We start from the raw sequence: 12,780 nt of genomic DNA on the forward strand, positions 1-12,780 counted from the left end.
TATGCCGCTCTGCACGTCCGCCAGTTATGAGAGGGCTCCCTTTCTTCATGGGTAACAAGCTGTCGTTTCTCGGCCGGGACATGGCGGTCGACCTGGGCACGGCGAACACATTGGTTTATGTGCGCGGACGCGGTATCGTGCTCAACGAGCCCTCCGTGGTGGCGATCAACACCAACACCGGCAAGATCCACGCGGTGGGCATCGAGGCCAAGCGGATGATCGGCCGCACTCCCGGCAACATCGTGGCGGTCCGCCCCCTCAAGGACGGCGTGATCGCCGACTTCGACGTCACCGAGCGCATGCTGCGCTACTTCATCCAGAAGGTGCACAAGCGACGGCACTTCGCCAAGCCGCGCATCGTGGTGGCGGTGCCCAGCGGGATCACCGGGGTGGAGCAGCGCGCCGTCAAGGAGGCCGGCTACCAGGCCGGCGCCCGCCGGGTCTACATCATCGAGGAGCCCATGGCCGCCGCGATCGGCGCCGGGCTGCCGGTCTGGGAGCCGACCGGCAACATGGTCGTCGACATCGGCGGCGGCACCACCGAGGTGGCCATCATCTCCCTGGGCGGCATCGTCACCAGCCAGTCGGTGCGGGTCGGCGGGGACGAGATCGACCAGGCCATCATCGCCTTCTCCAAGAAGGAGTACTCCCTGATGCTGGGGGAGCGCACCGCCGAGGAGATCAAGATCGCCATCGGCTCGGCCTACCCCAGCGGCGATGATGAGCCCAACGCCGAGATCCGCGGCCGGGACCTGGTCACCGGGTTGCCCAAGACCGTGGTGATCTCCGCCGAGGAGGTCCGCCGCGCCATCGAGGAACAGGTCAACGCCATCGTGGACGCGGTCAAGACCACCCTCGACAAGTGCCCGCCGGAGCTGTCCGGCGACATCATGGACCGCGGCATCGCGCTCACCGGCGGCGGCGCGCTGCTGAAGAACCTGGACGAGCGGCTGCGGGAGGAGACCGGGATGCCCATCCACCTGGTCGACAACCCGCTGGACTCGGTGGTGCTCGGCACCGGCAAGTGCGTGGAGGACTTCGAGGCGCTGCGCGACGTCCTCGTTCCCGAACCTAGACACTGAACACCTTTTTTCACGGGCCGGAACGGGTAGGTCACGGTCAGGGGTGAGGCGGTGACCCAAGGTGACGATTGCGCCGGGCGCCGCCGAGCCCTCCGTTCCCGGTCCCTGGGGCCAGGTGTCGACGAAGGTTCACTGACCCCACGCCCCCAGTTCGCACAACCGAAGACGAAGGCCGCCGGCGAGGAACGTGCCGGCGGCCTTGGACACGAACGGGAGGCCCGGCGGTGAGAGACACCCGGCGCACTCGCGTGGTGTTCGGCACCCTGCTGATCATCGCGCTGGTGCTGATCACCGTTGACTACCGCGGCGGGGAGAACTCGCCGTTGCGCGGGCTGCGCAGTGCGGGCGAGGCGTTCTTCGGGCCGATCGAGCGGGTGTCGGCGGCGGTGGTCCGCCCGGTCGGCAACGCCTTCGACGCCATCACCGACGCGCCCGGCGAGCGCCGCCGCGCCGAGCGGCTGGAGCGGGAGAACCAGCGGCTGCGCGAGCAGCTGCGCGCCCAGCGCATCGACGCCGACCGGGCGGCCCAGCTGGAGCGGCTGCTGGGGGCGGCCGGGCTGGGCGGCTACAAGATCGTCCCGGCCCAGGTGATCTCCGCCGGGCAGGGCCTGGAGGACACCGTCACCATCGACGTCGGCAGCAGCAGCGGGGTGCGGCCCGACATGACCGTGATGACCGCCGAAGGGCTGGTCGGCCGGGTGATCCGGGTCGGCCCGGCCACCGCCACGGTGCTGCTGGCCACCGACGCCTCCTCCACGGTGGGCAGCCGGCTGGAGGACTCCAAGGAGATCGGCGTGGTGCAGGGCGTGGGCCGCCGCGGGCTGGGCCGCGGCGACGCCACCCCGCTGCGTTTCCAGCTGCTGAACGCCAACGCCCCGCTGCAACCCGGCCAGCGCCTGGTGACCCTCGGTTCTCAGGGCGAACGCCCCTATGTGCCGGGGGTGCCGATCGGGACGATCGAGCGTGTGGAGAAGTCGCTGGGCTCTCTCACCCGCACCGCCTACGTCCGCCCGTTCGTGCGTTTCACCACCTTGGACGTGGTGGGCGTGGTGGTCGCGCCGCCCAAGTCCGACCCCCGTGACGCCGTGCTGCCGCCCAAGCCGAAACCGGTGGTGACGCCCACGCCCGCTCAGACCCCCGAACCGAGCGAAAGCCCCAGGCCGTCGAAGTCGCCCAAGGCCGCCAGGACACCGAACGTGAGGGACTGAACGTGCTGACTGCCAGCGATGTGTCGCCGACGGGACGGAACCTGACCGCGGCGGTGGTGATCGTGGTGGCGCTGGTGCTGCAGGTGTCGGTGGCCAACCGGCTGCCGCTGCCGGGCGCGGTCACCCCGGATCTGGTGCTGCTGAGCGTGGTGGCGCTGGCGCTGACCTGCGGCCCGCTGATGGGCGTGGTCGCCGGGTTCGGCGCCGGGCTGGCCGCCGACATCGTCCCGCCCGCCGACCACACCATCGGCCGCTACGCCCTGGTCTACTGCGTGATCGGTTACCTGTGCGGGCTGGCCAGCGATGAGATGGACCGCTCGGCGGTGGTGCCGTTCTTTGCGGTGGCGGTCGGCGCGCTGGCCGGCACGGTGCTGTACGCCGGGGTCGGCATGATGCTGGGCGACCCGCGCGCCGACTGGCACATCGTCGCCCGCGTGGTGCCGCTGCAGGTCGTCTACGACGTGCTGGCCAGCCCGTTCGTGGTGTGGGCGGTGCTGCGGGCGATGCGCCGCTATGAACGCGAACGCGCCCGCGACCGCTTCGACCTGCCGCCCGCCCGCTACCGTGCGCTGTCTCGGATGTGAGCGATGAACCCCAAGACGCATTCCCGGCTAGTGATCTTGCACATCGTGGTCGTCGCGATGCTGCTGGTGCTGCTGGGACGGCTGTGGAACCTGCAGGTGGTCAACGGCGAGCACTATCGCCAGGTCGCAGCCCAGAACCGCATCCGCGACATCGTCGTCCCGGCCGTGCGCGGCATGATCCTCGACGTGCACGGCCGGCCGCTGGTGCGCAACCGCACCGCCCTGGTCGTCTCGGTGGACAAGACCGTGCTGTCGCGCATGGACGACGGCGGCAGGGCGGTGCTGACCCGCCTGGCCGAAACGCTCGGCACCACCCGGGAGGACCTGGAAAAACGCATCCGGCTGTGCTCGCCGACCGTCAAACGTCCCTGCTGGCCCGGCTCGCCGTACCAGCCGATCCCGGTGGACGACCGGGTGGACCCCAAGAAGGCGCTGCAGATCATGGAGCGCGCCGAGGACTACCCGGGGGTGATCGCGCAGGTCCAGGCCGTCCGCGAGTACCCGCGCCCAGAGGGCTCCTCGGCCGCGCAGACCCTGGGCTACCTGCAGCCCATCACCCAAGAAGAGCTGGACAAGCGGCGCAACCTGAAGGTCACCGGCTACAGCCAGGTGGACCTGATCGGCCGGGACGGGCTGGAGGCGACCTACGACGCCGACCTGCGCGGTGAACCGGGCGTCCGCAAGGTGCTGGTCGACAGCCAGGGCCGGGTCACCGGCACCGCCGGGGAGCAGCCCCCCGTTCCCGGCTCGTCCCTGGTGACCAGCCTGGACGCCAAGGTGCAGGCCGCCGCCGAAAAGGCCATCGAAGGCGCCGTCCGCAAGGCCCGCGCCGCCGGCTCCAAGGCCGACTCGGCGGCCGCCGTGGTGATGGACGCGCGCACCGGCCGGGTGGTGGCGCTGGCCAGCTACCCCACCTACGACCCCAGCGTCTGGATCGGCGGCATCTCCCAGGCCGAATACGACGCGCTGCTGGGCAAGTCCCGGGGGCAGCCGCTGATCTCCCGCGCCATCCAGGGCCTGTTCCCGCCCGCCTCCACCTTCAAGATCTCCTCAGTGGCGGCGGCCGTCCACGACGGCTACGACCTGCACGGCATCTACCCGTGCCCGGGCTCCTACCAGGTCGGCAACCGCGCTTTTCGCAACTTCGAAGGCCAGGCGCACGGCAACATGAACCTGCACCGGGCGCTGGTGGTCTCCTGCGACACGATCTTCTACAAGTTCGCCTACGAGGCGTGGCTGCGCGACGGCGGCACCCGCCCGGTCAAGAACCCCAAGGACCCGATGCAGGCCATGGCGCGCAACTTCGGGTTCGGCTCGCGCACCGGCATCGACCTGCCCGGCGAGGCCGCCGGCCGCATCCCCGACCGCACCTGGAAGAGGGAGTACTGGGAGGCCACCAAGGACGACACCTGCAAGGCCGCCAAGACCGGCTACCCGGAGGTGGCCCGCACCGACCCCGCGCGGGCGGCCTACCTGAAGGCCATCGCCGTCGAGCACTGCGCCGAAGGGTATGTGTGGCGGCCCGGTGACGCCGCCAACTTCTCCATCGGCCAGGGCGATGTGCTGGTCACCCCGCTGCAGCTGGCCAGGGCGTACGCGGCGCTGGCCAACGGCGGCAAGCTGGTGGTGCCGCGGGTGGGGCTGGCGGTGATCCGCCCCGACGGCACGCTGGTGCGCCGGATCGACCCGCCCGAGCCCAAGGAACTGCCGGTCGACGGCAAGGTCCTGGCCTACATCCGCCGGGCCCTGGCGGACGTCCCCAAGACCGGCACCGCGGCCGGTGCCTTCAACGGCTTTGAGTTCGACAAGGTCGAGGTGGCCGGCAAGACCGGCACCGCCGAGGTCTACGGCAAGGGCGACACCGCCTGGTTCGCCTCCTTCGGCCCGGTCGACAAGCCCCGCTTCGTGGTGGTGGCGATGGTCTCCCAGTCCGGCACCGGCGGCACCTACGCCGCCCCGGCGGTCCGGGAGATCTGGGAGGCGATGTACGGGCTGAACGGCAAGAAGGCGGCCCTGCCCGGCGGGCGGCTGCCCGACAGGCTGCCCAAGCTCCGCGAGGACGGCACGGTGGGCGCGCCCGAGGGGACCGCCCCGTGAGGCCGGCGAAAGGGGAGGCGTCATGATCGGGGGTATCGGCGCCGCCGACGTGGTGGAAGGCTACGGGGCCCGCCAGACCTGGCGGCACCGCCTGGTCGCGCTGCGCCGGCTGGACTGGAAGCTCATCACGGCCGTGGTGGCGCTGTCGGTGCTCAGCGCCCTGCTGGTGCGCTCGGCGACCTTCGCCGAGCTGGCCGAACAGGGCAGGGACCCCAACGGCTTCGTCAAACGGCACCTGCTCAACCTGGCGCTGGGCCTCATCCTGGGCGGCGTGGTGGCGATGCTGGACTACCGGCTGCTGCGCGCTTATGCGCCGATCGTCTACGGGCTGGCCTGCGTCGGCCTGGTGGCGGTGCTGTCCCCGCTGGGGGAGACCATCAACGGCTCCCACTCCTGGATCGTGCTGGGCGGCGGCTTCCAGGTGCAGCCTTCGGAGTTCGCCAAGGTGGGCCTGGTGGTGCTGCTGGCGATGCTGCTGGCCGAGCCCCGCGACGGCGAGCCCCGCGACACCGACTCCGGTCCCGGCGGCCGCGACATCGTGCTGGCGCTGGCGCTGGCCGGCGGGCCGGCGGTGCTGGTGCTGGCCCAGCCGGACCTGGGCACCACGATGGTGTTCGGCGCCGTGGTGATGGGGATGCTGGCGGTGGCGGGCGTGCGCAAGCGCTGGCTGGCCGGGCTGGCGGGGGCCGCCGTGCTGGCCGCCTTCGCCGTCTGGTTCTTCGGCCTGCTCAAGCCGTACCAGATCGCCCGCTTCACCGCGTTCATCGACCCGGAGGCCGACCCGCGCGGCGCCGGCTACAACGCCCAGCAGGCCCGCATCGCGGTCGGCTCGGGCGGGCTGACCGGCAAGGGCCTGTTCGAGGGCGAGCAGACCGGCGGCCATTTCGTGCCCGAGCAGCAGACCGACTTCATCTTCACCGTGGCCGGCGAGGAGCTCGGCTTCATCGGCAGCGCCCTGCTCATCGGGCTGCTGGGAGTGGTGCTGTGGCGGGGGCTGCGCATCGCCACCGCCGCGGCCGACCCGTTCGGCGCCCTGGTGGCCGCCGGGGTGGTGTGCTGGCTGGGCTTTCAGACCTTTGAGAACATCGGGATGACGCTGGGCATCATGCCGATCACCGGGCTGCCGCTGCCGCTGGTGTCCTACGGCGGCTCGGCCACGTTCGCCAACATGATCGCCCTCGGCCTGTTGCAGGCCGTCCATCTGCGCGCCCGTCCCTTCCCGGCTTAAGGCGCATCGCCGCGGCGAACCAGGTCACGCCCGCGGGCGCGTTAGGGTGAGGAGTTGATCCCATTTCTGATTCCGGAGGACCTCCACATGCCCGTCGAATCGCTCTTCGCGCGTCTGGAGCCGCTGCTCCCGCGCGTCAGCAAGCCGATTCAGTACGTCGGCGGGGAGCTGAACTCCCAGGTCAAGGACTGGGACGCGGCCGAGGTCCGGTGGGCGCTGATGTACCCGGACGCTTACGAGGTGGGCCTGCCCAACCAGGGCATCCAGATTCTTTACGAAATCCTCAACGAGCGGGAGGGCGTGCTCGCCGAACGCACCTACTCGGTGTGGCCCGACATGGAGAAGCTGATGCGCGAGCACGGCATCCCGCAGTTCACCGTGGACGCGCACCGGCCGGTGGGGGCCTTCGACCTGCTGGGCGTCAGCTTCGCCACCGAGCTGGGCTACACCAATCTGCTGACCGCCCTGGACCTGGCGGGCATCCCGCTGGAGGCGGCCGACCGCACCGACGAGCACCCGATCGTGATCGCCGGCGGGCACGCCGCCTTCAACCCCGAGCCCATCGCCGACTTCCTGGACGCGGCCGTGCTCGGCGACGGCGAGGAGGTCGTGCTGGCCATCACCGAGGTGGTCCGCGAGTGGAAGGCCGAGGGCCGGCCCGGCGGGCGCGATGAGCTGCTGATGCGGCTGGCCGCCTCCGGCGGCGTGTACGTGCCCAAGTTCTACGACGTGACCTACCTGCCGGACGGGCGCATCCAGCGGGTGGCGCCCAACCGGCCGGGGGTGCCCTGGCGGGTGGCCAAGCACACCGTGATGGACCTGGACGCCTGGCCGTACCCCAAAAAGCCGCTGGTGCCGCTGGCCGAGACCGTCCACGAGCGCTACAGCGTGGAGATCTTCCGCGGCTGCACCCGCGGCTGCCGGTTCTGCCAGGCCGGCATGATCACCCGCCCGGTGCGGGAACGGTCGATCACCACCATCGGCGAGATGGTGGACAACGGACTCAAGCAGTCCGGTTTCACCGAGGTCGGGCTGCTGAGCCTGTCCAGCGCCGACCACAGCGAGATCGCCGACATCGCCAAGGGCCTGGCCGACCGCTACGAGGGCACCAACACCTCGCTGTCGCTGCCGTCGACCCGCGTGGACGCCTTCAACATCGAGCTGGCCAACGAGTTCTCCCGCAACGGGCGGCGCTCGGGGCTGACCTTCGCCCCGGAGGGCGGCTCGGAACGGCTGCGCCGGGTGATCAACAAGACGGTGTCGGAGGAGGACCTGATCCGCACCGTCACCGCCGCCTACGCCAGCGGCTGGCGGCAGGTCAAGCTGTACTTCATGTGCGGCCTGCCCACCGAGACCGACGAGGACGTGCTGGCCATCGCCGACATGGCCCGCCGCGTCATCGCCGCCGGCCGCGAGGTCACCGGCCGCCGCGACATCCGCTGCACGGTCTCCATCGGCGGGTTCGTGCCCAAGCCGCACACCCCCTTCCAGTGGGCCGCCCAGTGCGACCACCAGACCATCGACCGCCGGCTGCGCGCCCTGCGCGATGAGCTGCGCCGCGACCGCGAGTACGGCCGGGCCATCGGGCTGCGCTACCACGAGGGCAAGCCGTCCATCATCGAAGGGCTGCTGTCGCGCGGCGACCGCCGGGTCGGCAAGATCATCCGCGCGGTGTGGGAGGACGGCGGCCGCTTCGACGGCTGGAGCGAGCACTTCTCCTACGACCGCTGGGTGGCCTGCGCCGAGAAGGCCCTGGCCGACGAGCCGGTGGACCTGGACTGGTACACCCTGCGCGAGCGGGACGAGGTCGAGGTGCTGCCCTGGGACCACCTGGACGCCGGGCTGGACCGCGAGTGGCTGTGGCAGGACTGGCAGGACGCCCTGGAGGAGGTCGAGGTCGAGGACTGCCGGTGGACGCCCTGCTATGACTGCGGGGTGTGCCCCACCATGGGCACCGAGATCCAGATCGGCCCGACCGGCCGCAAGCTGCTGCCGCTCACCGTGGTGTGATCACCCGGAGCGTCAACTGACGCCGGTGCTCGGGCGTCACAGTTGTTGCGGTGCACCACCGGCCGCATCCGTCACGGGGCGTCGCCTCGGGGTACGAGTGCGCCGGATGGGCCTTACCCTGGAGGCAGACGTTTTCGACTCGACACGAGTAGGAAGGACTAAGACCCTGGCACCCATGCCGGACGGTCCAGCGCCGGCTCCCGTGATCCAGCGCCTGCGCGTGCGCTACGCCAAGCGCGGCAGGATGCGCTTCACCAGCCAGCGCGATATATCCCGGGCCGTGGAACGCGCGGTGCGGCGCGCCGGGATCCCTGTGGCGTTCAGCGCCGGATTCACCCCGCACCCGAAGATCTCGTACCTGGGAGCGGCTCCGACAGGGGTGGCCAGCGAGGCTGAGTACCTCGAACTCGGGCTGACCCGCGCCTGTGACCCTGAGCAGGTGCGGGCCGACCTCGATGCGGCGTTGCCGGCGGGCCTGGACGCCTTGGACGCGGTGGTCGCCCCGGCGGGCACCTCGCTGGCGGACCGGCTGCAGGCATCGGCATGGCGGGTCCGGCTGGACGGGGTGCACCCCGATGCCGCCGAGCAGGCGGTCGCCGCTTTCCTGGCCGCCGAGCGGGTCGAGGTCGAACGCCTGACCAAGAAGGGACGCCGCCGTTTCGATGCGCGAGCCGCAGTAGCCGTCTGCGAGCTGGACCGCGGCGCGTCGAAGACGGCCGACGGCCCTTCTGCGATACTTCGAATGGTTGTTCGGCATGTCGATCATGCCGTTCGGCCTGACGACGTCCTCGCCGGACTGCGACAGGTCGCAGACCTGGCGCCGCCGTCACCGCCGCTGGTGACCCGGCTGGCGCAGGGGCCCCTGGACGAAGGTACCGGTGAGCTGGCGGACCCGCTGGATCCCGACCGGGACGCCGCCGTGCCATCGCCCGGCGACGACGCCGAAGCGGCCGACGGGGCCGTGCCACAGCGGCCGGCGGGCACCGGGAGCGTGGACGTCGTCAGCGCCCGGCGATAGGAGCGGCCCCGTGGTGTTCACGGAGCCACTTCACCGGGGCGGGGGCGCACAGACGCGCCGCGCCCCTTCAGGGACGGCCGGGCGTGCCCAAGACGACTTGTGCCGTCGTCACCGGACCGGGGTCCAGGCGACGGCGGCGACGATGACTGACGGAGAGCGCTCCCGCGCGGCGCACCGTGCCGGACCGCCCATGGCGGACCGTCCGGTAGCGCCCGGGAGCCTGACGGGAGATTGCCCGCATGCGCGAAAACGACCGCGAGAACGACAACGACTCGGCCGGCACCGGGAGTCCCGCCGAAACGACCACCGGTAGCCCCGTGATCACCACGGTCCGCTCCGGGCGGCGCCGCGCGGCCAGCCGGCCGGCCGGCCCGCCCCCGGAGATCGATGACATCCCCGCGGTGATCAGCCCGGCCGCTTCGGCCACGCCGCGGACCGAAGCGACGGGAGCGGACCGGGACCGGCAGGAGCCGGCCACCGAGCAGACCGAGACCGCCCAAGCCCAGGCGGAACCCGCCCCGGAAGAGGGCGATGAGCCGGCCGGGGCGTCGGCGGAGCAGACCGACGGCGCCGAAGAGCAGCCGGAGACCACCGAGGAGCAGGCCGAGGCCGCCGCAGAACGGCAGGACGCCGAGCCGGTACCGCCGGAGACCGCCGCAGAGCAGGCAGAACATGCCCAGGAAGCGGAGGAGCCGGCCGAAGCCGCCGCCGAGGGGGACGAAGCCGCGGTAGAGCGGCCGGACGCCGAGCCCGCCCCGCAGGAGCCGGCGGCGGTGCCCCGGCCGCAGTCCGCCCGGGACGAAGAGGAGACCGCCCAAGAGCCGGACCACGACGAGCCCGAGGCGGCGGAAGCGGCGAAGGAAACGATCGACCCGGTGCGCTCCCCCTTCGGGGCGGTGAGCGCCGTGCAGACCACCGAGCCCTCCCACGAGGGCGCGGCGTACCGGCCCGCCGGGCCGCCGCCGCCCGTTCCGCTGGTGCCCCCCGTCCCCACCCTCGACGTGCCGGCCCAGCCGGAGACCCCGACGGTCCCCTCGGTCACCTTCCAGCCCCCCATGGTGGTCTTCCAGCCGCCGCAGCCCATCCCCAAGGCCGAGGTGCCGCCCAAGCACGCCGCCGTCGTCGAGGACGAAAGCGAGGACATCGAGCCGGTCGACCTCGACGAGGAGGACGAGGGGACCGCCCTGCGCCGCCGCCGGCGCCGCCGCAGGGGCGGCCGGGGCCGCGGCAAGTCCGCCGACAAGGGCGGTGAGAAGGCCGAAGAGAGCGCCGACGGCGAGCCGGAGGCCGCGGAAGGGACCGAAGAGCAGCAGGCCGAGGCCGCAGAGGAGGACCGGCAGGCCCGTCCCGGCGAGCAGCCCGAGGCCGAGCCGGAGACCGCCGAGGAGGGCGGTGGCGAGACGGCCGGCGCCGAGCAGCCCGAGGGTGAGACGGCCGAGGCGGCGCCGGAGGGCGCCGAGGACACCGAAGCGGCGGGCGCCGCCCCCGCCACCACCGGCACCAGCCGCCGGCGCCGCCGGCGTCGCCGCCGCTCCGGCACGGCCGAGGTGGAGGAGCAGGCCCCCGACGACCCGCCGAACACCGTGGTGCACGTCCGCCCGCCCCGCGAGCTGCGCGACGTCACCGACGAGGTGCAGGCCGTCAAGGGCTCCACCCGCCTGGAGGCCAAGAAGCAGCGCCGCCGGGAGGGCCGCGAGCAGGGCCGCCGCCGCCCCGCGGTGATCACCGAGTCGGAGTTTCTGGCCCGCCGCGAGTCGGTGGAGCGGGTGATGGTGATCTGCCAGCGCGGCGAGCGCACCCAGATCGCCGTCCTGGAGGACGGCGTGCTGGTGGAGCACTATGTGGACCGGGCCAGCCACCAGTCGTACGTCGGCAACGTCTACCTCGGCAAGGTCCAGAACGTGCTGCCGTCGATGGAGGCCGCCTTCGTCGACATCGGCAAGGGCCGCAACGCCGTCCTGTACGCCGGCGAGGTCAACTGGGACGTGGCCGGGCTGGTGGGGCAGCCGCGCCGCATCGAGCAGGCCCTCAAGTCCGGCCAGTCGGTGCTGGTGCAGGTCACCAAGGACCCGGTGGGGCACAAGGGCGCCCGGCTGACCAGCCAGATCTCCCTGCCCGGCCGCTATTTGGTGTACGTGCCGGACGGGTCGATGACCGGCATCAGCCGCAAGCTGCCCGACAAGGAGCGCAGCCGGCTCAAGCAGGTGCTCAAGAAGATCATGCCGGACAACGCCGGGGTGATCGTGCGCACCGCCGCCGAGGGCGCCACCGAAGAAGAGCTGGCCGGCGACATCGCGCGGCTGTCGGCCCAGTGGGAGCACATCCACAAGCAGGCCAAGACCGCCAGCGCCCCGGCGCTGCTGCACGGCGAGCCGGACCTGACCATCCGGGTCGTCCGCGACATCTTCAACGAGGACTTCAGCAAGCTGGTGGTCTCCGGCGACACCGCCTGGGACATGGTCTCCGAGTACGTCGGCTACGTCGCCCCGCACCTGGCCGAGCGGCTGGAACGCTGGGAGTCCGACCAGGACGTGCTGAGCGCCTACCGCATCGACGAGCAGATCGCCAAGGCGCTGGAGCGCAAGGTCTGGCTGCCCAGCGGCGGCTCCCTGGTCATCGACCGCACCGAGGCGATGACCGTGGTGGACGTCAACACCGGCAAGTTCACCGGCCAAGGCGGCAACCTGGAGGAGACCGTCACTCGCAACAACCTGGAGGCGGCCGAGGAGATCGTCCGCCAGCTGCGGCTGCGCGACATCGGCGGCATCATCGTCATCGACTTCATCGACATGGTGCTGGAGAGCAACCGGGAGCTGGTGCTGCGCCGGCTGCTGGAGTGCCTGTCGCGGGACCGCACCAAGCACCAGGTGGCCGAGGTGACCTCGCTGGGCCTGGTGCAGATGACCCGCAAGCGGGTCGGCCAGGGCCTGCTGGAGGCCTTCTCCGAGCCCTGCGAGTGCTGCAACGGCCGCGGCATCCACATTCAGACCACCCCGGTCGAGCACGGCTCCGACAAGTCGGGCGGCCGCCGCCGCAAGCGCAAGGGGGACGTGGAGCGGGCCGTCGAGGAGAAGCTCGCCAAGCACGAGGCCGAAAAACGCGCCGCGGCCAAGCGCGAGCAGGAGACGCAGGCCGCCTCCGCCGAGCCCGCCCAGCCGGCCGGGGAACCGGCTCAGGAGCCCGCGCAGACCGTTGCGGAGGTCCCGCAGGCCGCTCCCGCCGCCGTGGAGACGGCCGAGGCGGAGACGGCCGAGCCGCCGGTCGAGGTGCCGGATGCGGCCGCCGGCAACGGACGCCGCCGGGTCCGCCGCTCCCGGGCCAAGACCAAGGACAAGGCCGAGGTCGCGGGCTCCGCAGAGAGCTGACCGCCCCCGCTCGTGCCGCCGCCCACGACCGGCGGCGGCACGAGCGGGACGCCCCCGGCACGCGCCGGGCCGAGGGCGATCGGGCCCGCGTGTGCGCGGCCGGGTCGTTCTCCATGTACCCTAGGGACGTTCCCTGGATATCTTGGGAACAGTGCCGTGTCCGACGACGCGGCCGTTGACTTGTGCAC

At 71.9% G+C, this 12,780-nt stretch carries 8 protein-coding genes; all 8 read left to right on the forward strand.

The window, feature by feature from the left end; all coding sequences use genetic code 11:
• The first annotated feature begins 47 nt into the window (after window positions 1–47).
• A complete protein-coding gene (locus BUE48_RS07595) occupies window positions 48–1,082 on the forward strand; it encodes a rod shape-determining protein (protein WP_012851899.1) in 1,035 nt (344 codons plus the stop codon).
• 224 nt (window positions 1,083–1,306) lie between these two features.
• A complete protein-coding gene (mreC, locus tag BUE48_RS07600) occupies window positions 1,307–2,290 on the forward strand; it encodes a rod shape-determining protein MreC (protein ID WP_012851900.1) in 984 nt (327 codons plus the stop codon).
• Window positions 2,291–2,292: 2 nt separating this feature from the next.
• Complete coding sequence (mreD, locus tag BUE48_RS07605; RefSeq protein WP_012851901.1) at window positions 2,293–2,874, forward strand: rod shape-determining protein MreD; 582 nt, start codon at window positions 2,293–2,295, stop codon at window positions 2,872–2,874.
• A gap of 3 nt (window positions 2,875–2,877) precedes the next feature.
• Window positions 2,878–4,971 carry a penicillin-binding protein 2 gene (mrdA, locus tag BUE48_RS07610; RefSeq protein ID WP_286989469.1) on the forward strand — a complete coding sequence of 698 codons (2,094 nt, stop codon included), beginning with the start codon at window positions 2,878–2,880 and terminating at the stop codon, window positions 4,969–4,971.
• Window positions 4,972–4,993: 22 nt separating this feature from the next.
• Complete coding sequence (gene rodA / locus BUE48_RS07615) at window positions 4,994–6,199, forward strand: rod shape-determining protein RodA (RefSeq protein WP_012851903.1); 1,206 nt, start codon at window positions 4,994–4,996, stop codon at window positions 6,197–6,199.
• An 87-nt stretch (window positions 6,200–6,286) separates the two neighbouring features.
• The gene (locus tag BUE48_RS07620) at window positions 6,287–8,209 is read left to right on the forward strand and encodes a TIGR03960 family B12-binding radical SAM protein (protein WP_012851904.1); all 1,923 of its coding nucleotides are present in this window, start codon (window positions 6,287–6,289) and stop codon (window positions 8,207–8,209) included.
• Window positions 8,210–8,384: 175 nt separating this feature from the next.
• Window positions 8,385–9,227, forward strand: a complete 843-nt coding sequence (locus BUE48_RS07625; RefSeq protein ID WP_052305452.1) for a TIGR03936 family radical SAM-associated protein — start codon at window positions 8,385–8,387, stop codon at window positions 9,225–9,227.
• Window positions 9,228–9,466: 239 nt separating this feature from the next.
• On the forward strand, window positions 9,467–12,592 hold the full coding sequence (locus tag BUE48_RS07630) for an Rne/Rng family ribonuclease (RefSeq protein WP_012851906.1): 3,126 nt from the start codon (window positions 9,467–9,469) through the stop codon (window positions 12,590–12,592).
• Window positions 12,593–12,780 lie beyond the last annotated feature (188 nt).

The sequence above is a fragment of the Thermomonospora sp. CIF 1 genome (genome assembly GCF_001896795.1).
GTDB classification, from domain to species: domain Bacteria; phylum Actinomycetota; class Actinomycetes; order Streptosporangiales; family Streptosporangiaceae; genus Thermomonospora; species Thermomonospora curvata.